This window comes from Microbacterium sp. NPDC056057, from assembly GCF_042266945.1.
In the GTDB taxonomy this organism is placed as follows: Bacteria; Actinomycetota; Actinomycetes; order Actinomycetales; family Microbacteriaceae; genus Microbacterium; species Microbacterium trichothecenolyticum_C.
This window is the reverse complement of the sequence record NZ_JBHJWS010000005.1, coordinates 1-24,459: the sequence shown is the minus strand read 5'-3', so window position 1 is coordinate 24,459 and position 24,459 is coordinate 1. Positions and strand designations below refer to the sequence as shown.

The following is a 24,459-nucleotide window of genomic DNA, read 5'->3' as shown; positions in this document are numbered from 1 at the left end:
TAGACTGAGAGCCGTGCTCGAGAACCCTCGCTCTCCGCGTGTCCGCGCCGTCGCGAAGCTGACGAAGCGCAGCGCCCGTCAGGAGACCGGCCTGTTCCTGTTGGAGGGTCCGCAGGCCGCCCGCGAGGCGCTGGCGTACCGGCCCGACACGCTCGTCGAGATCTTCGCCACGCCCACCGCGCTCGAGAAGCACACCGACGTGCGCGACGCCGCGAAGGACGCCGGACTCGAGGTGGTCTACACGACCGAGCCGGTGCTCGACGCGATGGCCGACACCGTGACCCCGCAGGGCATCGTCGCGGTCGCCCGTCAGTCGCCGACGTCCCTGCGCGACGTCTTCGCCGCCTCGCCGCGTCTCGTCGCGATCTGCGAGGAGGTTCGCGACCCCGGCAACCTCGGCACGATCATCCGCGCGGCCGACGCCGCCGGCGCGGACGCCGTCGTGCTCACCGGACGCACCGTCGATCCGTACAACCCCAAGGTCGTGCGCGCGACGACCGGGTCCCTGTTCCACGTGCCTGTCGCGGTCGGAGTCGATCTCGCGACCGCCGTGGCGAAAGCGCACGAGGCGGGCGTCCGCGTGATCGCCGCCGATGTCGGGGGAGGGGACTTCCTCGCGTCGCGCGACGTCCTCGCGGAGCCGACGGCGTGGCTCTTCGGCAACGAGGCACGCGGCCTCGAGGAGGACGCGCTCGCGCTGGCAGACCTCTCGCTGCGGCTGCCGATCTACGGCGCGGCCGAGTCGCTGAACCTGGCCACCGCGGCCAGCGTCTGCCTGTACGAGACCGCCTTCGCGCAGCGCGCGGCCCGCTGAGCCGCTCCCGTTCCGACCCTGTTACGGAACGGTAAAGGCTCGATCGACCCCCTGGCCGAGTGTCGTGACTCGCCCATAGGGTGAGGGCATGGCGACACCTGATGCCCCGGCGCCGGCGCCCCGGACTTCGAACATCAATGTACGTCGCGGTGAGCCGCTCGTCGTCGTCGACCACGTCGACAAGCACTTCGGTGATCTTCATGTCCTGAAAGACATCAACACCGCGGTGAATCGCGGCGAGGTCGTCGTCGTCATCGGTCCGTCCGGATCCGGCAAGTCCACACTGTGCCGCGCGATCAACCGGCTCGAGACCATCGACTCGGGCAGGATCACGATCGACGGGGTGCCCCTTCCGGAAGAGGGCAAGGCGCTCGCCCATCTGCGCGCTGACGTCGGCATGGTGTTCCAGTCGTTCAACCTGTTCGCCCACAAGACGGTGCTCGAGAACGTCACCCTCGGGCCGATCCGCGTGAGGGGATTGAAGAAAAAGGACGCCGACGAGAAGGCGATGCAGCTGCTCGACCGCGTCGGCGTGGCCAATCAGGCGAAGAAGATGCCGAACCAGCTGTCGGGCGGTCAGCAGCAGCGTGTCGCGATCGCACGCTCACTGGCGATGAACCCGAAGCTCATCCTCATGGACGAGCCGACGAGCGCGCTCGATCCCGAGATGATCAACGAGGTCCTCGACGTCATGATCGGTCTCGCCGCCGACGGCATGACGATGATCGTCGTCACCCACGAGATGGGCTTCGCGCGCAAGGCGGCCGATCGTGTGCTCTTCATGGCCGACGGCGCGATCGTCGAGGAGGGGGCGCCCGACGAGTTCTTCACGAATCCGCAGAGCGAGAGGGCGAAGGACTTCCTGTCCAAGATCCTCGAGCACTGAGACACACTCCCGTCCGCCTCCCCACGCGGGTCGGGATCCGAGAGGACCGTCACGAGCGGTCCGTGCACAGCAAAGGACGAAGACATGAAGCGAATGCGACTTCCGCTGATCGCGCTGGCGGCCGCCGGCGCGCTGGCGCTGTCGGCGTGCGCCTCCGGCGGCACACCGGCCGGCGAGGAGACGACGGCTCCTGAGCCCGCCCCGACCTTCGAGGAGGGCACCACGATGGCCGCGCTCGCCGAGGCGGGCACGATCACGATCGGCACCAAGTTCGACCAGCCGCTGTTCGGACTCAACGGTCCCAACGGGCCGGAGGGCTTCGACGTCGAGATCGGCAAGATCATCGCGTCCGAGCTCGGCATCGCCGAGGACGACATCGAGTGGAAGGAGGCCGTGTCGGCCAACCGCGAGCCGTTCATCCAGAACGGCGAGGTCGACATCGTCGTCGCCACGTACACGATCAACGACAAGCGCAAGGAGGTCGTCTCCTTCGCTGGGCCCTATTACATGGCGGGTCAATCGATCCTGGTGCTCGCCGACAACGATGACATCAAGAGCGAGGACGACCTCGTCGGCCAGCCGGTCTGCTCGGTGACGGGTTCGACTCCGGCGGCGAAGCTCGCCGAGATCGGCGCCGAGCCGGTGCTCACCGACACGTACTCGAACTGCCTCGAGCCGCTCCGCAGTGGTGCCGTCGTCGCAGTGTCGACCGACAACGTGATCCTTGCGGGCCTCGCGGCCCAGAACGAGGGTGAGTTCAAGGTCGTCGGCGAGCCGTTCACGGAGGAGCCCTACGGCATCGGCCTCGCCCTCGAAGACACCGACTTCCGCATGTGGATCAACGACGTGCTGGAGAAGGCGTACGAGGACGGTCGCTACGAAGAGGCGTGGAACGCGACGGCCGGAACGGTGCTGCCGTTCGTCGAGCCGCCGACCCCCGACCGCTACTGATCGAAGACGGATGCCTCGGGTCGGCCGCACGCGTCGACCCGAGGCATCCGATCCCCGCCCGATCCCGTCCCCGAAAAGAGGCGCATGGAGCAGCTCTGGTCGCTGATGCCGACCTTCCTCGAAGGCTTCCGCGTGACGCTCATCCTTCTCGCGGTGTCGGGCGTGAGCGCGCTCGTTCTGGGCACGCTCATCGCGGCCATGCGCATCTCACCGGTCGGGGCGCTGCGCGTCTTCGGTGCGTTCTGGACGGAGATCGCGCGAAACACCCCGCTGACGCTGGTCTTCATCTTCACGGCGTTCGTGATGCCCATGCTCGGGGTCAGGCTGCCGTACATCATCCTCGCGTTCATCGCGCTCACCTACTACACGTCGCCCTTCGTGGCAGAAGCTCTGCGATCGGGCATCAACGGAGTCCCGGTCGGCCAGGCCGAGGCCGCACGCAGCATCGGCCTCGGCTTCGGGCAGACGGTCTCGCTGGTCGTCCTGCCGCAGGCGTTCCGCATGACGATCCCGCCGCTGATCAACGTGTTCATCGCCCTCACAAAGAACACATCTGTGGCCGGCGGATTCTTCGTGGTCGAGCTGTTCGCGACGACGCGTCAACTCGCCAACGACAACGGGAACATCGTGATCCAGATCCTGCTGACCGCGGCCGTCCTCTATCTCGTCATCACCGTGCCGCTCGGCTTTGTCGCCGGGCAGCTCGAGAAGCGTTGGGTGGTGCGGCGATGACCGGCTCGAGCGTTCTCTTCGATGCCCCGGGCCCTCGGGCGCGCCGGCTGTCACTCATCTTCTCGATCGTCGCTGCGCTGCTGATCCTCGCCGCAGGGGTGTGGGTCATCATGACCCTCGCCGCCCCGCGCACGTCCGGCGGTATCAACCTCCCCGGCATGTTCGACGGGTCGCGGTGGAACATCTTCACCGATCCCGCCGTGTGGGGCTTCATCGCCGAGGGCATCGTGGCGACGCTGCAAGCCGCAGCCGTGGCCGCGGTCGGCGCGATCGCCCTCGGCATCCTGCTGTCGCTGCTGCGCAGCTCGCTCATCCCGTGGGTGCGCGTCCCGACGGCCTGGGTCATCGAGTTCTTCCGCGGCATGCCGGTGCTGCTGATGATGCTGTTCATCCTCCTCGTGGCTTCGACGGGTGCCTTCTGGGCCGTCGTCATCGCGCTCATCCTCTACAACGGCACCCTGATCGGAGAGATCCTGCGCGCCGGCCTGGCCGCGCTGCCGAAGGGCCAGCGCGAGGCGGCGCTCAGTGTGGGCATGCGCGAGTTCCAATCGAAGATGCTCGTGGAGTTCCCGCAGGCGTTCCGTCAGATGCTGCCGATCATCGTCGCGCAGCTGGTCGTGCTGCTGAAGGACACGTCACTCGGCTACATCGTCGGCTACAACGAGATCATCCGGAACAACATCAACAACCTGGGCAGCTTCTACGGCAACCGCTACCTGTTCTCGCTGTTCGTCGTCACTCTTGCGATCTACCTGACCATCAACCTGCTGCTGTCGTGGTTCGCCCGTTGGCTCGCACGCCGCACGGCAAGCGGCGGCCGCAAGGGTGGTCGTGGCAGGGTCGTCGAAGATCCGACGAACCCCGCCACGCTCCTCCACGCGGAGGCGAAGGCGGATTCGGCCGCCGAGGGGCCATCCGGGCAGTGACGCGGCGCGGCGTCGTCATGCGCCGTCGGTAGACTCGTCTCTCGTGTCCGACGCTCCCGAAACCACCGAGATCACGCCTGAGGCGGTGAACGCCGCCGTCGACGCCGCCCTCGAGGCCATCGCGGCCGCGGGCGACACCGCAGCGCTGAAGGCCGCGCGCTCCACGCACTCCGCGGAGGGCTCGCCGCTGGCGAAGCTCAACGCGCGGCTGCGCGACGTGCCGAACGACAAGAAGGCCGAGTTCGGCAAGCTCGTCGGTCAGGCCCGCGGCCGGGTGAACCAGGCGTTCGCCGCCCGCGAGGAGGAGCTCGCCGCGGCCGAGACCGCCGCGAAGCTCGAGGCGGAGCGCGTCGACATCACCGCGCTCGCGGCTCGCGCGCGCGTGGGGGCGCGGCATCCGATCTCCCTCCTGCAGGAGCAGATCGCCGACATCTTCGTCGGCATGGGCTGGGAGATCGCAGAGGGCCCCGAGCTCGAGCACGAGTGGTTCAACTTCGACGCGCTGAACTTCGACGTCGACCACCCGGCACGCCAGATGCAGGACACGTTCTTCGTCGACCCGGTGGAGCGTCACCTCGTCATGCGCACGCACACGAGCCCGGTCCAGGTGCGCTCGATGCTCGAGCGCGACCTGCCGCTGTACGTCCTGTGCCCCGGGCGCGTGTACCGCACCGACGAGTTCGACGCGACGCACCTGCCCGTCTTCACCCAGTTCGAGGGCATCGTCGTCGACAAGGGCATCACGATGGCGCACCTCAAGGGCACGCTCGACCACGCCGCCAAGGTGCTGTTCGGCGCCGAGGCGAAGACGCGTTTCCGCGCGAACTTCTTCCCGTTCACCGAGCCGTCGGCCGAGCTCGACCTGTGGCACCCCACCTTCAAGGGCGGCGCCCGATGGATCGAGTGGGGCGGCTGCGGCATGATCAACCCGAACGTGCTGCGCGCGGCGGGGATCGACCCGGAGGAGTACTCGGGCTTCGCGTTCGGCATGGGCATCGAGCGGACGCTGATGTTCCGCAGCGACGTCCAGGACATGCGCGACATGGCCGAGGGCGATGTCCGCTTCAGTGAGCAGTTCGGAATGGTGGTCTGATGCGCGTTCCGCTCTCATGGCTTCGTGAGTACGTCGACGTCCCCGCGGATGCCGCGCCCGAGGACGTCCTCGCGGCGCTCGTGCGCGTCGGGTTCGAAGAGGAGGACGTCCACCGCTTCGAGCTGCAGGGTCCGATCGTCGTGGGCGAAGTCCTCGAGTTCGTCGAGGAGCCGCAGTCCAACGGCAAGACGATTCGCTGGTGCCAGGTGCGCGTCGCGCCCGACGGCGAGACCGCGGCGGACGGCGGCGACGCGGTGCACGGCATCGTGTGCGGCGCCCGCAACTTCTTCGTCGGCGACAAGGTCGTGGTGACGCTTCCGGGCGCGGTGCTGCCGGGCCCGTTCCCGATCGCCGCGCGCAAGACCTACGGCCATGTGTCGGACGGCATGATCGCCTCGGCCCGCGAACTGGGACTCGGCGACGAGCACAACGGCATCCTCCGGCTCGTCGAGCTCGGCATCGACGCACCTGTCGGCACCGACGCGATTACCCTCCTCGGCCTCGACGACGTCGCGGTCGAGATCAACGTGACGCCCGACCGCGGCTACGCGCTGTCGATCCGCGGTGTCGCGCGCGAGTACTCGCACTCCACCGGCGCCGCGTTCCGCGACCCGGCAGAGCGCACGTGGGAAGACGTCGCGCCGGGCGCAGGCTTCCCGGTGAGCGCCGACGACCTCGCCCCCATCCGAGGCCGCGCGGGTGTGACCGAGTTCGTGGCCCGGGTCGTGCGCGACGTCGACCCCACGAAGCCGACCCCCGCATGGATGATCTCGCGTCTGTCGCTCGCGGGCATCCGTTCGCTCGGCATCCTCATCGACATCACCAACTACGTGATGCTCGAGCTCGGCCAGCCGATCCACGGCTACGACCTCGACAAGCTGCAGGGCGGCATCACCGTGCGCCGGGCGACTCCGGGCGAGAAGCTCGAGACGCTCGACGGCAAGGTCCGCACGCTCGATGTCGAAGACCTCCTCATCACCGACGACTCGGGCCCGATCGGCCTGGCCGGCGTCATGGGCGGCGGCACGACCGAGATGGGCGACGCGACGCGCAACGTGCTCATCGAGGCCGCGACGTTCGACACCGTGTCGATCGCGCGCACGGCCCGTCGGCACAAGCTGCCGAGCGAGGCATCCCGCCGCTTCGAGCGCGGCGTCGACCCGCTCGTGCCCTTCGTCGCCGCACGTCGCGTGGCCGACCTCATGGTCGAGTACGCCGGCGGCACCAGCGACGACGCGTACGGCGCGGCCTTGTTCGCCGAGGTGTTCATCCCCGGCATCGAGCTGCCGCCGACGTTCGTGCAGCGCCTCATCGGCGTCGACTACACGCCGGGCCAGATCGAGGCCGCACTGCGGCTCATCGGCTGCGAGGTCGTCGGCGCCGAGGGCAGCGAAGGATGGCAGGTCATCCCGCCGTCGTGGCGCCCGGACCTCACCGACAAATGGACGCTCGCCGAGGAGGTCGCCCGCATCGAGGGCTATGACCGCATCCCGTCGGTACTGCCGCTGCCGCCGTCGGGCCGCGGTCTCACCGCCGCGCAGCAGGGCCGCCGTCGCGTGGCGAACGCGCTCGCCGCTGCGGGCTTCGTCGAGACGCCGTCGTTCGGGTTCACCACCGAGGACCAGAACGACCTCCACGGCTCTGCCGCGGGGGAGCACCTCCCGAGCGTGAAGCTCGCGAACCCGCTCGACGGGCAGGCCCCGTTCCTGCGCCGCTCTCTCGTGCCCGGCCTCCTGCAGGTCGCACACCGCAACGTGTCGCGCGGCTTCACCGACCTGTCGCTCTTCGAGACCGGCGTCGTCTTCCTCCCCAAGGCCGGCGCGCAGTACGGAACATCGTTCGTGCCGCCGCTGGCAGTGCGACCGGATGCCGCGACCCTTGCCGAGCTCGACGCCTCGATCCCGCCGCAGCACCGCCACGTCGCCGTGCTGCTCACCGGCAGCCTCGTCGTGAAGCAGCCCGGCATCGCGGCGCCGGTGACCGCGGACCTCGCCGACGCGCTCGATGCGGTCCGCACGATCGCGGCCGCCGCAGGCGTCACGATCGATGTCGCTCAGGGGCAACGCGCCGCGCTGCACCCGGGCCGTACCGGTGTGCTCTCCGTCGACGGCACCGAGGTCGGCTACGTCGGCGAGCTGCTGCCGGCCGTGGCCGAGGCATCCGATCTTCCGGGTCGCGTCATCGTCGCGGAGCTCGATCTCGACCTGGTCCTCTCGCTCGCGGGGGACAAGGTCGTCGCAGCCTCGCTGTCGGGCTTCCCGGCCGCGACGCAGGACGTGTCGCTGGTGCTCGGCGCCGACGTCCCGGCCGCCGAGGTGCGCGGAGCGCTCGTCTCAGGCGCCGGCGATCTTCTCGAGTCGGTGCGCCTGGTCGACGACTATCGCGGACAGGGCGTGCCCGCGGGCGAGAAGAGCCTCACCTTCGCGCTCCGATTCCGCGCCCCTGACCGCACGCTCACGGCCGCCGAGGCGACCGAGGCCAAGCTCGCGGGTGTGGCCGTCGCGACCGAGCGGTTCGGGGCGACGCTGCGCGAGTAGCATCCGTATCGGAGGTGCCCGGATGCCCGAGATGATCACGGTGCCGCTCGCCGATGGCGAGGTCATCGACGTCTACGTCGCCCGCCCCGCGGGCGACCCGATCGGCGGGCTCGTGCTCATCCACGAGATCTGGGGCCTGGTCGGCCACATCACCGACGTGGCCGACCGGTTCGCCGCCGAAGGGTGGCTGGTCGCTGCGCCGGACATCCTGACCCATGGCGGCGTGGCCCCCGCGCTCGGCGAGGAGCTCTTCGCGCTGGTGAACAGCGACGACGAGGAGGCCCGCACTGCGGCGCAGCCGCGGATGCGCGAGGCGTTGTCGGGCATGCGGGCGCCCGAGTACGCCGGCTGGGCGGTCGCCGCGCTCCGCGCGGTGGTCGACTGGCTCGCCGCGCAGCCCGGGGTCGACGATCGGATCGCCGCGACCGGCTTCTGCTTCGGCGGGACGTACGCGTTCCTGCTCGCCGCGCACGACGACCGCGTGCGCGCGGTCGCACCGTTCTACGGCACGGCGCCGTCGGTCGACCGCATCGCCGACATCTCCGCGCCGGTGCTGGCGATCTACGGGCAGCACGACCCCGCCCTCATCGACGCGCTTCCTGCCGTGACCGAGTCGATGGCGGAGGCCGGTGTCGAGTTCGCGGCCGTCGTGTACCCCGACTCGGCGCACGCGTTCTTCAACGACACCGGCCGCCGGTACAACCCGACCGACGCGGCCGACGCCTGGGAGCGCGTGACCGCCTTCCTCCGCGACCGGGTCTGACGCTCTGCCGTCGGCGGAGAAGGGACGCCTCGACCCGGGGCGTCTGGTTGGGTGGAGCCATGACCGACGTACTGGTGCTGGGCGGGACGGGCTGGCTGAGCGGGCGCATCGCCGAGCGGTGGGCCGATGCCGGAGCCGCCGTGACGTGCCTCGCCCGAGGCGGACGCGACGCGCCGTACGGGACGACGCTCGTCGTCGCCGACCGCAACGACACGGACGCATACGACGAGGTCGCCCTGCGCGAGTGGGACGAGATCGTCGACGTGTCGTCGAACCCGGTGCACGTCGCCGCCGCGGTGGCGGCGCTGGGGGAGCGCGCGCGGCACTGGGCCTACATCTCGACCGTGTCCGTGTACGCCGCCGACGACGTGCCGGGCGCCGACGAGACCGCCGAGCTGCTGACGCCTGCCGGCCCCGACGAGGACGAGGACTACGGTCGCGCGAAAGCGCGGGCCGAGGCATCCGTCCGCTCCGCCCTCGGATTCCGCGCGGCGATCGTGCGTCCGGGGCTCATCGTGGGGCCCGGTGACCCGACCGACCGGTTCGGCTACTGGGTGGGCCGCTTCGCCCTCGCCGGATCGGACGACGTGCTGGTGCCCGACACCGCCGATCGGGGCGCCCAGGTGATCGACGTCGACGACCTCGCGGAGTTCGTGCAGGCCGTCGGCCGCGAGCGATGGACGGGCGTCGTCAACGCCGTCGGCGATCCGGTCGCACTCGACCGGCTCTTCGCGGACGCGCGTGAGGTCGCCGGGCACACCGGCGCGCTCGCCGCGGCGAACGACGAGTGGCTTACGGCGCACGAGGTCGCGTACTGGATGGGTGCGCGTTCGCTGCCGCTCTGGCTGCCGGCCGACATGCCGGGGTTCTGGACCCGCTCGAACGCCGCCTACCGCCTGCTCGGCGGCCGCCTCCGTCCCGTGAGCGAGACGCTGGACCGCACCCTCGCCGACGAGCGCTCCCGCGGCCTCGACCGCGATCGTCGGGCCGGGCTGACCCGGCCCGACGAGCTGGCGCTGCTCGGCCAGCTTCAGCGGTAGCGGCGGCCCTCGTCGCGGCGGTACAGCCACACCGCCAAGGCGCCCAGCACCAGCGTCCATGCGAGGATCCCGACCACCGCCCACATCGGCGCGCTCTCGCCGAGGGCGGCCGCGATGACGATCTCACGGGCCTCGCGCACCCACAGGAACTTCGAGGCGAGGTCGAGCCATTCGGGGAACAGGATCGGGGGAAGGAACAGTCCGCCGCCGAACGCGAGGAGGAACATCGCCACCTGCGTGATGGCGATCGCGGCCTTGGGTCCGGCGGTCGTGCCGATGATCGACCCGAGCAATGCCGAGGGCACGGCCGTGAGGATCGCCAGCCCGATCGCCGCGAACAGATCCCCGGCCTGCACGGTGGCCGCGGTGAAGATGCCGCCGACGATCAGGAGCGGGATCATCGCGAGGATCGAGATGATGAGAGTCGCCGCCATGAGCCCGATGAGGCGCGCCGCGGGCGAGCCCGGGAGCGTGCGCAGGTACGGCCACCAGGGCTTGGAGCGCTGATCTGCCATGTCGAGACCGATGCTGAAGAGGCTGGCCGACATGAAGGCGAACACGACCATCGACGCGATGGCGGCCGTCGCGAACTCGGGTTCGTCGACGACCATGCGCTGCGGCAGGACGAACAGGCAGAACGCGAGCGTCGGGAACACGAGCGATCCGATCACGGCGATCGGCACGCGCATGGTCTCCAGCAGGTTGTACTTCGTGTGGACTGCGGCGAGCGTCAGCGTGGACATCAGACCATCGCTCCCTTCGTGATGGTGAGGAAGGCCTCTTCGAGGGATGTTCCGCGCACCGTCAGGTCGGTGAACGGGGCGCCGGACGCGACCAGCGCCCTGATGAGCGCGTCGGAGTCCGAGACGACGGCGGTCACGACCCCGTCGACAGGATCGGTGCTGACGGTCGCGTCGGGATCGAGCGCGAGGACGTCTTCGGCGGAGACCCCGCGCAGCGTCACCCGACGGCGGCTGACGCCCGCGACCACGGCGGCGAGCGTGTCGTCGGCCTGCACCACGCCGTGGTCGATGACGACGACGCGCTCGGCCAGCTGCTCGATCTCCTCGAGGTGATGGCTCGTCACGACGATGGCGGTGCCTTCGCGATGACGGGTGCGCACGGCGTCCCAGAGCGAGCGTCGGGCGTCGACGTCGAGACCGGTCGTCGGCTCGTCGAGGAGGACGAGCCGGGGGTCGCCGACGAAGGCGAGCGCGACCGCGACGCGACGCTGCTGGCCTCCTGAGAGCGCTCCGCACTGCTTCGCGAGGAGAGGCCCGAGGTCGAACTCGGCGATGACGCGATCCACCGGTCCTGGGGCGGGGTAATGGGATGCCACGAACCGCAGCACCTCTCGCACCTTGAGCGCCTCCGGCAGTGCGGTGGCCTGCGGCGTGGATCCGAGCCGGGACCGGCTCGCAGGTGTCCGCGGGTCGCCGTCGAAGAGGCGCACCAGACCGGATGTCGGCACCCGAAGACCCTCGATGAGGGACAGGAGGGTCGTCTTGCCGGCCCCGTTCGGGCCGAGGAGTCCGACGCACTCGCCGGCGTGGATGTCGAGCGTGACACCGTCGAGGGCGACGGTGTCGCCGAAGCGCCTCGTGAGGTCTTCGGTGTGTACCAATGCGGTCATGCGGATCCTCCGAGGAGTGCGAGCAGCTGTGAGCGATAGGAGCGGAACGCCCCGCGCCCGGCGTGGGTCAGCGAGATCTCGGTGACCGGCTTGCGGCCGGCGAACGACTTCGCGACCTCGACGTACCCGGCATCCGACAGCTTGGTGAGGTGGGTGGTGAGGTTGCCCGCTGTCATGCCCAGGAGCTTCTGCAGGGCCGGGAACGTGATCGTGTCGCCGTCCTCGAGCACCTCGGCCAGGGTCGTCATGATCCGTAGGCGTGCCGGAGCGTGGATGACGGGGTCGAGTTCGTTCATGACCGCTCCGCGCCGCTGGGTGCGATCGGGCCCCAGTACATGAACGCGGCCACGATGAGCATCGCCACGGGCCCGGCGATCGCGTAGACGAGGAAGTGGGTCGGCGCGCCGAAGAAGAGCCCGACGACGGCGATCACGATGAGGAAGCCGCCCAGGATGTACATCGGCACCGCGCGCCAGAGGGCGCCGCCGGACAGGTAGAGCACCCCCACGAGGAAGATGTACAGGCTCGGGTACAGCAGCTGCGACAGCTCCTGCGACAGACCGTTGCTCTGCAGGCCTGAGATCAGCCCCCACGCCGCCACTATCACGATCGTCCACGAGCAGCCGTACAGCGCCCCCTGCAGCTGGCTGCGCCCGCGGATCCCGTCGCTGCCCGCGCGGATGCCGACCACAGCCGACCACACGATCGCGATCACGAGCGCAGCCGCGAAGATCCACCAGCCGACAGCGGTGGGCAGGAGGTCGACGCCTCCGACCCCGCGGGTCAGCCAGAGTGCGGCGAACCCGACGCCCCAGGCGACCGCCCAGAGCACCAGCAGCCCGGCGTAACGACCCGTGATGCGACGGACGGCCTCACGACGTGTCGTGTCGATGAGGTCGAGCATCTGTCGCGGATCGTTCGCGGCATCCAATTCCTCGTTCATGCAAAGTAGTTTGTAACACAAAGTACTTTGCGTCAAGGGTCATCATGACGGACCGATTTGCGGATGCTGCGACACGGCGGCTATCGTCGGCGCATGCCTTCGGCGACCCAGGGACTCTCGACGCTCGTTCCGAGCGCCGCTCCCGCGCGCCGACGCCGTCTGGGCGAGCGCCGACTCTAGGCGACCCCGCACGCCGTCCTGTCATGGACCGTCGCGAGTGGGCGTCGCCGTCTCCGGCCCTCTGCTGAGCTTCGTCGAAGCGCCCAGACTCTAAGGTGGAATCCATGACATATTCGGTCGCCGTCTCCGGCGCATCCGGCTATGCGGGCGGCGAGATCCTGCGGATCCTCGCCGCGCATCCCGACGTCGAGATCCGCACCGTGACCGCGCACTCCAACGCGGGACAGCCGCTCATCCAGCACCAGCCCCACCTGCGCTCCCTCGCGCACCTGACCCTCGCCGCGACCTCGCCCGAGGTGCTCGCCGGTCACGACATCGTCTTCCTGGCGTTGCCGCACGGCCAGTCCGGGCAGTACACCGACGCCCTCGGCGACACGCCGCTGGTCATCGACGCCGGCGCCGATCACCGGCTCGAGTCGGTCGCCGACTGGGATCGCTTCTACGGCGGCGACTTCCACGACCCCTGGGTCTACGGCGTCCCCGAGCTTCCGGTGGCGGGTTCGAAGCAGCGCGAGCGGCTGGTCGGAGCGTCCCGCATCGCGGCACCCGGCTGCAACGCCTCCACCGTGAGCCTGAGCCTCGCGCCGGGCGTGGCCGCGGGTGTCATCGATCCGTCCGACATCGTGACGGTGCTCGCCGTCGGTCCTTCGGGTGCCGGGAAGAGCCTGAAGACGAACCTGCTCGCCGCCGAGATCCTGGGGTCGGCGAACCCCTACGCGGTAGGCGGATCGCATCGGCACATCCCCGAGATCCGCCAGGCGCTCGCCGCGGCGCGCGCTTCGGGCGCCGCCCCCGGCGCCACCGCCGACGAAGGCATCCGCATCTCGTTCACCCCGGTCCTGGTGCCGATGTCGCGGGGGATCCTCGCGACGTCGACGGCGCCGATCGCGCCGGGCGCGACGGACGAGGAGATCCGCGCCGCGTGGGAGTCCGCATACGGCGACGAGACGTTCGTACAGCTGCTGCCGGCGGGCCACTTCCCCCGCACGGCCGACGTCCTGGGTGCGAACACCGCGCTGATGGGCCTCGCCATCGACCGTGCCGCGAACCGCGTGACGGTCGTCACGGCGGTCGACAACCTCGTCAAGGGCACGGCCGGAGCCGCCGTGCAGTCCATGAACATCGCGCTGGGGCTCGCCGAGGGCACCGCGCTCACCGTGAACGGAGTCGCGCCGTGAGCGTCACCGCGCCCCAGGGATTCGAGGCGGCAGGCGTCGCCGTCGGCCTCAAGTCGACCGGCAAGCCCGATGTGGCGGTCGTCGTCAACCGAGGCCCGCTGAAGGTCGGCGCCGCGGTGTTCACGAGCAACCGGGCGAAGGCGAACCCGATCATGTGGTCGCAGGAGGTCATCCGCGACGGCGTGGTCGAGGCGATCGTCCTCAACTCCGGCGGGGCGAACTGCTTCACGGGGTCCTTCGGCTTCCAGACGACCCACCAGACGGCCGAGAAGGCCGCCGAGCTGCTCGATGTGAGCGCCGGCGACATCCTCGTGTGCTCCACGGGGCTCATCGGCACCGGCGACGAGGTGTTCCGCGCTAAGGTGCTCGCCGGCACCGAGCAGGGCATCGCTGAGCTCTCCGCCGACGGCGGGGAGGCAGCATCCCTCGCCATCATGACGACGGATTCGAAGCCGAAGCGTGCGGTCGCGACCGGCGACGGCTGGGCCATCGGCGGCATGGCGAAGGGCGCCGGGATGCTGGCACCCGGCCTCGCCACGATGCTCGTGGTGATCACGACCGACGCCGTGCTGGACTCGGCACAGGCCGACGCGGCGCTGCGCGCCGCCACCGGCCGCACCTTCGACCGGCTCGACTCGGACGGCTGCATGTCGACGAACGACCAGGTCACCCTGATGGTGAGCGGTGCCTCCGGTGTCACCCCCGACCCGGACGCGTTCGCCGCGGCGCTCGCCGAGGTCTGCCAGGACCTCGCACAGCAGCTGCAGGGCGACGCCGAGGGCGCGAGCCACGACATCACGATCGAGGTCGCAGGCGCCGCGTCCGAGGAGGACGCGGTCGAGGTCGGCCGGTCGGTCGCGCGCAACAACCTGTTCAAGGCGGCGATCTTCGGCAACGACCCGAACTGGGGTCGTGTGCTCGCCGCGATCGGCACGACCGAGGCCGCGTTCGACCCGTATGACGTCGACGTGTGGATGAACGGCGTGCGCGTGTGCAGCGCCGGCGGTCCCGACGCGCCGCGCGAGGCGGTCGACCTGACGCCGCGCGCGACGCACCTCGTGATCGACCTGAAGGTCGGCGCGGCGACGGCGACGATCCTCACGAACGACCTCACCCACGACTACGTCCACGAGAACAGCGCGTACTCCTCATGACCGACCTGCAAGAGACCGATCCCGGCGAAGCCAGCGCCCGGGCGGTGACCCTCATCGAGTCGCTGCCGTGGCTCAAGCGCTTCCGCGACCAGATTGTCGTCGTGAAGTACGGCGGCAACGCGATGGTGAGCGAGGAGCTGCAGGACGCCTTCGCCGCCGACATCGCCTACCTCCGCTACGTCGGGGTCAAGCCCGTCGTGGTGCACGGCGGCGGCCCGCAGATCTCATCGATGCTCGACCGCCTCGCGATCCCGAGCGAGTTCAAGGGCGGCTACCGCGTCACCTCGACAGAGGCGATCTCGGTGGTGCGCATGGTGCTCACCGGTCAGATCAACCCGCAGCTCGTGTCGAAGATCAACGCGCACGGCCCGGTCGCGACCGGCCTCAGCGGCGAAGATGCGGGCCTCTTCGGCGGCCGTCGCCGCGGCGTCGTCATCGAGGGCGTCGAGCACGACCTGGGGCGCGTCGGCGACGTCGTCGAGGTCGATCCGCAGCCGGTGCTCGATCAGATCGAGGCGGGGCGCATCCCCGTCGTCTCGAGCATCGCCCCCGACCTCGACCACCCGGGACACTCGCTGAACGTGAACGCGGATGCTGCAGCATCCGCTCTCGCCGTCGCACTCGGTGCGGCGAAGCTCGTGGTGCTCACCGACGTCGCGGGGCTCTATGCCGACTGGCCCAACCGCGACTCGCTCGTGTCGCACCTGACCTCGACGGAGCTGAAGGCGATGCTGCCGACGCTCGAGTCGGGCATGATCCCGAAGATGGCGGCGTGCCTGGAGGCGGTCGAGGGCGGCGTCGAGACCGCGGCCATCATCGACGGGCGGGTGCCGCACTCGGTACTCGTGGAGATCTTCACCAGCAAGGGAATCGGAACAGAGGTGGTGCTCGGATGACGTGGCAGGACGATGCGGGGCGCGACCTCGTGAAGAGCTTCGGTGCTCGCATGCAGATGTTCGTGCGGGGCGAGGGCTCGTACTTGTGGGACGCCGACGGCAAGCGCTACCTCGACTTCCTTGCGGGGATCGCGGTCGACTCGCTGGGCCACGCCCACCCGGTGTTCGTCGACGCGATCGCCACGCAGGCCGCGACGCTGGCGCACGTCTCGAACTACTTCGCGACCCCGCCGCAGCTCGAACTCGCGGCCACGCTGAAGCGTCTCGCCGGCACCGGCGACGAGGGTCGCGTGTACTTCGGCAACTCCGGCGCCGAGGCGAACGAGGCGGCGTTCAAACTCGCCCGCCTCCACGGCGGCACCGAGCGCCCGCGCATCCTCGCGCTCACGGACGCGTTCCACGGCCGCACGATGGGCACGCTCGCCCTCACCGGCAAGCCGTACATGCAGGAGCCCTTCCTGCCGATGACGCCGGGCGTCGAGTTCATCGACTCGACGGTCGAGGCGCTCGAGGCGGCGATCGACGACCGCGTGGCCGCCCTGTTCGTCGAGCCCGTCAAGGGCGAGGCCGGCGTGATCCCGCTGCCCGAGGGCTACCTCGCCGCCGCGCGCGAGATCACCGAACGCCACGGGGCGCTCCTCATCATCGATGAGATCCAGACCGGCGCCGGTCGCACGGGGGAGTGGTTCGCCTTCCAGCACGAGGGCATCACCCCCGACGCGATCACCGTCGCCAAGGGCATCGGCGGGGGCTTCCCGATCGGCGCGCTCATCACCTTCGGCGCCGCGAGCGAGCTGTTCTACCCGGGCACGCACGGCTCGACGTTCGGCGGCAACGCGCTCGGCACCGCGGTCGCCGGCGCCGTGCTCGGCGAGATCGAGCGGGCGGAGCTGGTGCGCAACGCTGCGGAGCGCGGTGCCCAGCTGCGCGCGGCGATCGAGGGCATCGACTCGGATCTGATCGACGGATGCCGCGGCTCGGGCCTGCTGATCGGCATCGGGCTGGCGCATCCCGTCTCGAAGGCCCTCGTGGCCGCCGCGCAGGAGCACGGTCTCGTGATCAACGCCCCGAACGACGAGACCATCCGCCTCGTCCCCGCCCTCACGATCGGCGACGTCGAGATCGACGAGTTCGTCGAGCTCTTCACCGCGACGCTCCGTACCGTCGAGGATGCGCTCGTGCTCGACACCCCCACGGAGGTTCCCGCATGACCCGCCACCTGCTGCGCGACGACGATCTGACGCAGGCCGAGCAGGACGAGATCCTCGACCTCGCGGTCTCGCTCAAGAAGGACCGCTGGAAGCTCAAGCCCCTCGAGGGTCCGCAGACCGTCGCCGTCATCTTCGACAAGTCGTCGACCCGCACGCGCGTCTCGTTCGCGGTCGGCATCGCCGACCTCGGCGGCTCGCCGCTCATCATCTCGACCGCGAACAGCCAGCTCGGCGGCAAGGAGACCCCTGCCGACACGGCCCGCGTGCTCGAGCGCCAGGTGGCGGCCATCGTGTGGCGCACGTACGCGCAGGCCGGCCTCGAGCAGATGGCCGAGGGCACACGTGTGCCGGTCGTCAACGCGTTGAGCGACGACTTCCACCCGTGCCAGCTGCTCGCCGACCTGCTCACCATCAAGGAGCACAAGGGCGACCTGGCCGGGCTCACCCTCTCGTTCTTCGGCGACGGCAAGTCGAACATGGCCCACTCGTACGTGCTGGCCGGCGTGACCGCCGGCATGCATGTGCGCGTCGCGTCACCCGAGGCGTACGCCCCGCGCGACGACGTGATCGCCGACGCCGACCGCCGCGCGGCCGAGACCGGCGGCTCGGTCACCCTCTACACCGACGCCAACGAGGCGGCGGCCGGTGCCGACGTCATCGTCACCGACACGTGGGTGTCGATGGGCAAGGAGGAGGAGAAGCTCGAGCGCCTCCGCGACCTCGGCGGGTACAAGGTGACCCAGGAGCTCATGGGGCTCGCGAAGGACGACGCGATCTTCATCCACTGCCTGCCTGCCGACCGCGGCTACGAGGTCGACGCCGAGGTGATCGACGGTCCGCAGAGCGTCGTGTGGGACGAGGCCGAGAACCGGCTCCACGCACAGAAGGCACTGCTCGTCTGGCTCCTCCGCCAGGGCTGAGAGCGCCCGGTCGGTGAGCGGGCGGGAGCTGAGTGACACCGAGCGCTCCGTGCCGCGCGCCGACGGCTGGCTCGCCACGCGCTGGGAGCGCCTGAACGGTCCCGCTCGCATCGGCGGGGTCGATCTCGCGCGCGGTCTCGCGGTGCTCGGCATGTTCGCCGCGCACCTGCTCTGGATCACCGAGCCGTTCGACGTGCTCGAGCCCGATACCTGGGTCGCCGTCGTCTCGGGCCGGTCGTCGATCCTGTTCGCGACGCTCGCCGGGGTGTCGATCGGCCTGGTCACCGGAGCGCGGGCGCCGCTCACGGGCAACGCGATGAGCACGGCGCGCGGGCGGCTCGCCGTCCGGGCGGGACTGCTCTGGGTGCTCGGCATCCTGCTCATCGCCACCGGCGTGCCCGTGTTCGTGATCCTTCCGGCTTATGCGCTGATGTTCCTGCTGGCGCTGCCGCTGACGTCCCTGCCGGCGCGTGTGCTGCTGCCGCTCGCCGCGGGGCTGGCACTGGTCATGCCGTTCGTCCAGGTCGTCCTCGACGCGCTCCCGTTCTGGAGCACCTCGATCGGGGGCCCGGTGTCGCTCGGACTCGGGTGGCACTACCCGTTCACGACCTGGATCGTGTTCGTCGTGGCCGGCCTCGGCGTCGCGCGCGCGGGCGTGACCCGGCTGCGGGTGCATTTGCGGCTCGTCGTCGTCGGAACGCTGCTCGCCGCGGTCGGCTATGGGCTCGGTGCCGCGACCGGCGCAGACCCCGAGGCCGAAGCAGCGACGTATCTCGGAGCGCTCTGGACCGTTCGCCCGCACTCCACCGGTCTGCTCGAGGTGATCGGCTCCGGCGGCTTCGCGCTCGCGGTCCTCGGGGTGTGCCTGCTCGCGTGCCGCACCTTCCTCGTGTGGGTGGTGCTGCCGCTGCGGGCCGTCGGAGCGATGCCGCTGACCGCGTACACGCTGCAGCTCCTGGTGTGGGCCGCCGTCGCCGCCGCGGTGCTCGACCGGGTCGGCGACCTCATCGGCTTCCGCGCGCTGCTGCCCTTCTGGCCGCTCTCCATCGGCACCGTCCTCCTGTGCACCGCGTGGGCGCTCCTCGTCGGCCGCGGCCCGCTCGAGACGCTGCTCGATTCGGCCGCGCGCTTCGCCGTTCCCGCCGATCGGAGACGATGACATGGCGGCGGTCGGGCGGGCGGCGCGTCGGTAGGCTGGTCGGGTGAGTGAATCGAAGGGCGACGGCGGGACCAACGAAGGCGCACTGTGGGGGGCCCGCTTCGCATCGGGGCCGTCCCCGGCGCTCGCCGAGCTGAGTCGATCGACCCACTTCGACTGGGATCTCGCGCTGTACGACATCGCCGGCTCCCACGCCCACGCGAAGGCGCTCGCCGCGGCCGGGTATCTCACGGCCGACGAAGAGCAGTCCATGCACGAGGGCCTCGATGAGCTCGCACGGGGCGTGACCGACGGGACCCTTCGGCCCGCGGCATCCGATGAAGACGTCCACGGCGCTCTCGAGCAGGCGCTGATCGGCGTCGTCGGTGCCGAGCTCGGCGGAAAGCTGCGCGCCGGTCGCAGCCGCAACGACCAGATCGCGACGCTCGTGCGGATGTATCTGCTCGACCACTCGCGCACGATCGCGCGCGAGATCCTCCGCCTCGTCGACGCGCTCGTGGCCCAGGCCGACGCCCACCCCGAGGCGATCATGCCGGGCCGTACCCACCTGCAGCACGCACAGCCCGTGCTCCTCGCGCACCACCTGCAGGCCCACGCGTGGCCGCTGGTGCGCGACCTCGAGCGCCTGCGCGACTGGTCGGCCCGCGCGGCGGTGTCGCCGTACGGCGGCGGAGCGCTCGCCGGCTCGACGCTCGGCCTCGACCCGCAGCTCGTCGCACGCGAGCTCGGGCTCGACCGTCCGGCGGAGAACTCGCTCGACGGCACGTCCTCGCGCGACGTGGTCGCCGAGTTCGCGTTCATCACGGCCATGATCGGGATCGACGTCTCGCGCTTCGCCGAGGAGATCATCCTCTGGAACACGCGCGAGTTCGGCTTCGTGACCCTCGACGACGGCTACTCGACCGGCTCGAGCATCATGCCGCAGAAGAAGAACCCCGACATCGCCGAGCTGGCACGCGGCAAGGCGGGCCGCCTCATCGGCAACCTCAGCGGACTGCTCGCGACCCTCAAGGCCCTCCCGCTCGCGTACAACCGCGACCTGCAGGAGGACAAGGAGCCGGTGTTCGACTCCGTCCGCACCCTCGAGACGGTGCTGCCCGCATTCGCCGGCATGGTCGCGACCATGCGCTTCCACACCGACCGCATGGCGGCGCTCGCTCCGCAGGGGTTCTCGCTCGCGACCGACGTCGCCGAGTGGCTCGTGAAGCGGGGCGTCCCGTTCCGCGACGCTCACGAGATCTCGGGGCACCTGGTCCGCGTGTGCGAGGAGAACGGCCTCGAGCTGCACGAGGTCTCCGACGCTCAGCTCGCCGGCGTCTCCGAGCACCTCACGCCCGAGGTCCGCGAGGTGCTGAGCGTGGAGGGCTCGGTCGCGAGCCGCACCGGCGTCGGCGGCACGGCGCCCGTCCGGGTCGCCGAGCAGCGGGCCGAGCTGGTCCAGCGCGTCCAGGACGCGGCACACGCCCTCGGACTCTGAGCCTCAGCAGCGAAAGCCCTCGCGATCACCAGATGGCGAGGCGCACCAAGGCCGCGACGACGCACGCCCACACGAGGCTCGAGAGCGTGCCGATGATGAAGCGCTCGCGCGCCTCGGCTGTCGCGAGCTCCGAGAACCGGCCGATGCCCTTGAGCGCCACCACCACGGCGATCGCCTCGGGGAATCCGGCGACGATCCCGAGCGTCACCGCGAGACGCTCGAGATAGCCGATCGTCGTGCCGCCGCGCATCACCTCGCGGACGGCGCCCTCGCCGGCGACGGCTCCCGGCAGCGACGGCGCGCGCAGGAGGATGCCTCCGTTGTCGCCTTCCTCGACGCGCCCGTGGCTCGCGATCTCGAGGATGCGCCGCGTGATCGGGTTGCCGCCCAGTACTCCGAGGGCGGTGCCGAGCATGGCGATGCCCAGCCCGAGGAGCAGCGGCACGTTGACGGGGGACACCGTCACCGCGAGCAGGCACAGGACGACGAGCACGCCCGCGACCACCAGCGGGATGGTCGAGGGCTTGCGGAGGCTGATCACCACCAGCACGAGTGCGCCGCAGAGCGCGAGGAACAGGAAGATCGTGAGCGCGGCGACGAGGATCACGTCCGGGGAGACCATGGCGTCAGTCTGGCACGGGCCCCGGACTCAGCCGCGCGAGCACGCGGACGAGCGCGGGCACCGCTGCCTCCTCGGTCCGAAGCCCCGCCGACTTCACGCGCAGGCTGACCGCGCCCTCCGAGATGCCCAGGCGCGCGGCGGCTTCGCGCTGCGTGATCCCCTCGGCGAGCAGGTCGTAGATCTCCCACCCCTCGGCGGTGCGTCGATCGCGCAGCTCGACCAGCAGTCGCACGAGCGCCTCGGCGTCGGCCCCGCCCTCCGGCGCGGTGATCGCGACGCGGGTGGCGGCCTTCTTCGCGCGGTCGACCGCATCGCGCGCGTTCACGAAGGCCTCGCCGCGCGCGGCCCGGACGCTGTCGGGCAGCGGTGATTCGACCTCGCCGGCGCCGACCCCGACGCTCCATGTACCTGAGCGGGTCAGGTCGAGCACGATCTCGAGCAGCGCTGCAGCGTCGGCCACCGCGACCTGGACCTCGTCGCCCGCGGTCCGCTCCGGAGCCAGCGCGAGGCCCTGGTGTCCCTTCGCGTGGACGGATGCCAGAGCCGCAGGTACGAGGTCTGCGCTGCTCCGGCTGTCGCGCTGGTCGCTGGTGATCACAAACATGGGGCGTTCCTTATGCGTGAGAGCTTAAGTGAGACCAAGTTTAGGTTGAGGGCCTCAGTAACACAAGCCTGTAGGCTAAATATGCTCGGTATTTAGCCCAGAAGCTCGAACACTGATGTGTGTCTCCCGTCAGGCGGGCGGACCGCCGCGCCGACCGTGCGCGGGCGGGGCGAGGCATCCGTCGCTGATAGCCTGGCGGGCGTGTCTGAAACCGTCGTGAGCGCGACTGCGCCTGCGATCGACCCGACGTTCGAGAACGTGTGGGACGAGATCGTGTGGCGTGGGCTCGTGCATGTGTCCACCGATCAGGAGGCGCTGCGCGCCCTTCTCGCCGGGGACCCGATCACGTATTACTGCGGCTTCGACCCGACCGCGCCGAGTCTGCACCTCGGAAACCTCGTGCAGCTTCTGACGATGCGCCGCCTGCAGCTCGCGGGCCACAAGCCGCTCGGACTCGTCGGCGGCTCGACCGGACTCGTGGGCGATCCGCGTCCCTCCGCCGAGCGCACGCTCAACACACGCGAGACGGTGGCCGAGTGGGTCGGCTACCTGCGCTCGCAGGTCGAGCGATTCCTGAGCTTCGAGGGCGACAACGCCGCACGCATCGTGAACAACCTGGACTGGACCGCGCCGATGAGCGCGATCGACTTCCTGCGCGAGATCGGCAAGCACTACCGCGTCGGCACGATGCTCAAGAAGGACGCCGTCGCGGCGCGCCTGAACTCCGAGGCCGGCATCAGCTACACCGAGTTCAGCTACCAAATCCTGCAGGGGATGGACTTCCTCGAGCTCTACCGTCAGTACGGCTGCGTGCTGCAGACCGGCGGCAGCGACCAGTGGGGCAACCTCACCAGCGGCACCGACCTCATCCACCGCGTCGAGGGCGTGTCGGTGCACGCGATCGGCACCCCGCTGATCACCAACAGCGACGGAACGAAGTTCGGCAAGAGCGAGGGCAACGCGATCTGGCTCGACGCCGCGATGTGCAGCCCGTACCGCATGTACCAGTTCTGGCTGAACACCGACGACGCCGATGTGATCCAGCGGCTCAAGATCTTCACGTTCCTCACGCGCGCCGAGATCGAGGACTACGAGCGCCTGGTCGCCGACGAGCCGTTCCGCCGCGCCGCGCAGAAGCGCCTGGCTCTCGAGGTCACGGCTTTCGTGCACGGGACGGATGCTGCGGCCGCCGTCATCGCCGCCTCCGAGGCCTTGTTCGGCCAGGGCGACCTCGCCGCGCTCGACGCGATCACACTGCGTCACGCGCTCGAAGAGCTGCCCAACGCCACCGTCGCCTCGGGGACGAACGTGGTGCAGGCGCTCGTCGACACCGGCCTCGTCTCGAGCCTGTCGGAGGGCCGGCGGGCGATCGCCCAGGGCGGTGTCTCGCTCGACGGCTCCAAGGTCGAGGACGAGTCGGCGACCGTGTCCGGCGCCCTGCCCGGCGGAGTCTCGGTGCTGCGGCGCGGCAAGAAGACGCTCGCGGGCGTGTTCGTCGGCTGACGCGCGGTGACGAGCGGCGTGGCTCTGCGGATGGGCGGCTGACGGATGCCGTTCACCCCCAGTCACGCCGTCGTCGCGCTGCCGTTCGTGCGCACCCCACTGGTGCCGGCGGCGATCGCGATCGGCGCGATGGCGCCGGACCTGCCGCTGTTCGTCCGCGGACTGCCGCTGCACTACGGCGTCACGCATGCGTTCGGGTGGCTGCCGGCCACGATCATGCTGGCATTCGGGCTGCTCCTGGTCTGGCGTGTGCTGCTGCGGCCGGCAGTCCGCGAGCTCTCGCCGCGGTGGCTGGCGGCGCGGCTGCCGGGGGAGTGGGACGCCGGCGCCGGCCCGGCCCTCCGGGAGACGCTCGCGATCTCGGGATCACCCGCGCGGGTGTCGTGGAGCGGGATGCTGCTGCTCGTCCTCTCACTGGCGCTCGGTGTCATGAGCCACATCGTGTGGGACCTGTTCACCCATGAGGGGCGATGGGGGATGACCGCGATCCCCGCACTGGAGTCCGAGTGGGGACCGCTCCCGGGTTACAAGTGGCTGCAGCACGGCTCGAGCGCGATCGGACTGGCGATCATCGGGATCTGGATGCTGGTGTGGCTGGTGCGCCGGGACCCCGAGGCACCCGCTGCGCGTGTGATCCCCTCTTGGGTTCGCTGGGCGTGGTGGGTGTCGCTGCCGGTGATGCTGCTGGCGATGTGGGTGTGGGGACTCGCCGTCTTCGGCCCGCTCGACGCGGAGTTCACCGTCGCCCACCTGGGCTATCGCGTGCTTCCGCCGGCGTGCGCGGTGTGGGGCGCGATCACCATCGCGCTGTGCGTTGTGGTGCAGGTACTCCGGCGCCGCACCGCGGGAGTGACGATTCCCGCGTGATTCCGCGGGTGCGGGCATGCGACACGCCCGGGGCGCGACCCCGATTCGACGAGACACCGGGACGCACGTAAAGTATTACTTGTTCGCCCCACAGGGAAGCGGAGAGGCCGAGAGCCTTACCCCCCTCAAGTGGAGAACCAACCCCCTTCCTTACACGCTCGTTCGAGCGTCCCGCATGCGGGTCGAGGATGGGGTTCCTGCCTCGGAGACCGCGGTCACCGACGAGCCAGATGATCTGAAGATCACGGCGTGTCGGTTTGACAGACGGGTCGGGCGGGATAAGATAGTGAAGTTGCCCTGCGGTGATGGTTGTGAAGCCGGAGCGTGGGTGCGTCCGATCTTTGAGAACTCAACAGCGTGCACTTGTCAA

The 24,459-nt window shown here is 70.2% G+C and carries 24 protein-coding genes; 18 read left to right on the top strand and 6 right to left on the bottom strand.

Annotation, left to right across the window (positions count from 1 at the left end; translation table 11 throughout):
• Positions 1-13: 13 nt before the first annotated feature.
• From ACFC1K_RS18780 to ACFC1K_RS18740, 9 genes are all read left to right on the top strand, one after another.
• Positions 14-814: an RNA methyltransferase gene (locus ACFC1K_RS18780; protein ID WP_310289923.1), complete on the top strand. Its 801-nt coding sequence runs from the start codon at positions 14-16 to the stop codon at positions 812-814.
• Between the two features lie 88 nt (positions 815-902).
• Positions 903-1,700: an amino acid ABC transporter ATP-binding protein gene (locus ACFC1K_RS18775; RefSeq protein ID WP_375872778.1), complete on the top strand. Its 798-nt coding sequence runs from the start codon at positions 903-905 to the stop codon at positions 1,698-1,700.
• Positions 1,701-1,784: 84 nt separating this feature from the next.
• Positions 1,785-2,651, top strand: a complete 867-nt coding sequence (locus ACFC1K_RS18770) for a glutamate ABC transporter substrate-binding protein (protein WP_375872777.1) — start codon at positions 1,785-1,787, stop codon at positions 2,649-2,651.
• 84 nt (positions 2,652-2,735) lie between these two features.
• Entirely contained in the window at positions 2,736-3,383 is a 648-nt protein-coding gene (locus ACFC1K_RS18765; protein WP_375872776.1) for an amino acid ABC transporter permease, read from the top strand.
• On the top strand, positions 3,380-4,309 hold the full coding sequence (locus ACFC1K_RS18760; RefSeq protein ID WP_375872775.1) for an ABC transporter permease subunit: 930 nt from the start codon (positions 3,380-3,382) through the stop codon (positions 4,307-4,309). Before ACFC1K_RS18765 ends, ACFC1K_RS18760 begins: the two co-directional genes overlap by 4 nt.
• A gap of 43 nt (positions 4,310-4,352) precedes the next feature.
• A complete protein-coding gene (gene pheS, locus ACFC1K_RS18755) occupies positions 4,353-5,402 on the top strand; it encodes a phenylalanine--tRNA ligase subunit alpha (protein ID WP_375872774.1) in 1,050 nt (349 codons plus the stop codon).
• The gene (pheT, locus tag ACFC1K_RS18750) at positions 5,402-7,939 is read left to right on the top strand and encodes a phenylalanine--tRNA ligase subunit beta (RefSeq protein WP_375872773.1); all 2,538 of its coding nucleotides are present in this window, start codon (positions 5,402-5,404) and stop codon (positions 7,937-7,939) included. The genes pheS and pheT overlap by 1 nt, the downstream gene beginning before the upstream one ends.
• Before the next feature lie 22 nt (positions 7,940-7,961).
• Positions 7,962-8,702 carry a dienelactone hydrolase family protein gene (locus ACFC1K_RS18745; RefSeq protein ID WP_375872772.1) on the top strand — a complete coding sequence of 247 codons (741 nt, stop codon included), beginning with the start codon at positions 7,962-7,964 and terminating at the stop codon, positions 8,700-8,702.
• Positions 8,703-8,761: 59 nt separating this feature from the next.
• Complete coding sequence (locus ACFC1K_RS18740; RefSeq protein ID WP_375872771.1) at positions 8,762-9,742, top strand: NAD-dependent epimerase/dehydratase family protein; 981 nt, start codon at positions 8,762-8,764, stop codon at positions 9,740-9,742.
• Here the strand turns inward: ACFC1K_RS18740 and ACFC1K_RS18735 are convergent.
• The 4 genes from ACFC1K_RS18735 to ACFC1K_RS18720 are packed head-to-tail and all read right to left on the bottom strand — an operon-like array spanning position 9,733 to position 12,318.
• Positions 9,733-10,485 (bottom strand): ABC transporter permease, encoded by a 753-nt coding sequence (locus tag ACFC1K_RS18735; RefSeq protein ID WP_375872770.1) that lies wholly within the window; start codon positions 10,483-10,485, stop codon positions 9,733-9,735. The two genes, ACFC1K_RS18740 and ACFC1K_RS18735, sit on opposite strands and share 10 nt — an antisense overlap.
• Positions 10,485-11,375, bottom strand: coding sequence for an ABC transporter ATP-binding protein (locus ACFC1K_RS18730; protein ID WP_375872769.1), 891 nt, complete (start codon positions 11,373-11,375; stop codon positions 10,485-10,487). Before ACFC1K_RS18730 ends, ACFC1K_RS18735 begins: the two co-directional genes overlap by 1 nt.
• Positions 11,372-11,671, bottom strand: a complete 300-nt coding sequence (locus ACFC1K_RS18725; protein ID WP_310289947.1) for a transcriptional regulator — start codon at positions 11,669-11,671, stop codon at positions 11,372-11,374. The genes ACFC1K_RS18730 and ACFC1K_RS18725 overlap by 4 nt, the downstream gene beginning before the upstream one ends.
• Entirely contained in the window at positions 11,668-12,318 is a 651-nt protein-coding gene (locus tag ACFC1K_RS18720) for a hypothetical protein (protein ID WP_375872768.1), read from the bottom strand. The genes ACFC1K_RS18725 and ACFC1K_RS18720 overlap by 4 nt, the downstream gene beginning before the upstream one ends.
• Before the next feature lie 284 nt (positions 12,319-12,602).
• Between ACFC1K_RS18720 and argC the strand changes: the two genes are divergently transcribed.
• The 7 genes from argC to argH are packed head-to-tail and all read left to right on the top strand — an operon-like array spanning position 12,603 to position 20,493.
• Complete coding sequence (argC, locus tag ACFC1K_RS18715) at positions 12,603-13,676, top strand: N-acetyl-gamma-glutamyl-phosphate reductase (RefSeq protein WP_375872767.1); 1,074 nt, start codon at positions 12,603-12,605, stop codon at positions 13,674-13,676.
• Positions 13,673-14,830 carry a bifunctional glutamate N-acetyltransferase/amino-acid acetyltransferase ArgJ gene (gene argJ / locus ACFC1K_RS18710; RefSeq protein WP_375872766.1) on the top strand — a complete coding sequence of 386 codons (1,158 nt, stop codon included), beginning with the start codon at positions 13,673-13,675 and terminating at the stop codon, positions 14,828-14,830. Before argC ends, argJ begins: the two co-directional genes overlap by 4 nt.
• The gene (gene argB, locus ACFC1K_RS18705; protein ID WP_310289958.1) at positions 14,827-15,726 is read left to right on the top strand and encodes an acetylglutamate kinase; all 900 of its coding nucleotides are present in this window, start codon (positions 14,827-14,829) and stop codon (positions 15,724-15,726) included. Before argJ ends, argB begins: the two co-directional genes overlap by 4 nt.
• Entirely contained in the window at positions 15,723-16,937 is a 1,215-nt protein-coding gene (locus ACFC1K_RS18700) for an acetylornithine transaminase (protein ID WP_375872765.1), read from the top strand. The genes argB and ACFC1K_RS18700 overlap by 4 nt, the downstream gene beginning before the upstream one ends.
• Positions 16,934-17,857, top strand: a complete 924-nt coding sequence (gene argF, locus ACFC1K_RS18695; protein ID WP_310289963.1) for an ornithine carbamoyltransferase — start codon at positions 16,934-16,936, stop codon at positions 17,855-17,857. Before ACFC1K_RS18700 ends, argF begins: the two co-directional genes overlap by 4 nt.
• A 49-nt stretch (positions 17,858-17,906) precedes the next feature.
• Positions 17,907-19,016, top strand: coding sequence for a heparan-alpha-glucosaminide N-acetyltransferase domain-containing protein (locus tag ACFC1K_RS18690; protein ID WP_375872764.1), 1,110 nt, complete (start codon positions 17,907-17,909; stop codon positions 19,014-19,016).
• A 43-nt stretch (positions 19,017-19,059) separates the two neighbouring features.
• The gene (argH, locus tag ACFC1K_RS18685; protein WP_375872763.1) at positions 19,060-20,493 is read left to right on the top strand and encodes an argininosuccinate lyase; all 1,434 of its coding nucleotides are present in this window, start codon (positions 19,060-19,062) and stop codon (positions 20,491-20,493) included.
• Between the two features lie 25 nt (positions 20,494-20,518).
• Here the strand turns inward: argH and ACFC1K_RS18680 are convergent, their stop codons facing one another.
• Positions 20,519-21,115, bottom strand: coding sequence for a hypothetical protein (locus ACFC1K_RS18680; protein ID WP_310289971.1), 597 nt, complete (start codon positions 21,113-21,115; stop codon positions 20,519-20,521).
• 4 nt (positions 21,116-21,119) lie between these two features.
• Complete coding sequence (locus ACFC1K_RS18675; RefSeq protein ID WP_310289974.1) at positions 21,120-21,719, bottom strand: winged helix-turn-helix domain-containing protein; 600 nt, start codon at positions 21,717-21,719, stop codon at positions 21,120-21,122.
• Between the two features lie 201 nt (positions 21,720-21,920).
• On the opposite strand from ACFC1K_RS18675, the gene tyrS reads away from it, so the two are divergent.
• Both tyrS and ACFC1K_RS18665 read left to right on the top strand, forming a co-directional pair.
• A complete protein-coding gene (gene tyrS / locus ACFC1K_RS18670) occupies positions 21,921-23,222 on the top strand; it encodes a tyrosine--tRNA ligase (RefSeq protein ID WP_311294512.1) in 1,302 nt (433 codons plus the stop codon).
• Positions 23,223-23,267: 45 nt separating this feature from the next.
• The gene (locus tag ACFC1K_RS18665) at positions 23,268-24,089 is read left to right on the top strand and encodes a DUF4184 family protein (RefSeq protein WP_375872762.1); all 822 of its coding nucleotides are present in this window, start codon (positions 23,268-23,270) and stop codon (positions 24,087-24,089) included.
• Positions 24,090-24,459 lie beyond the last annotated feature (370 nt).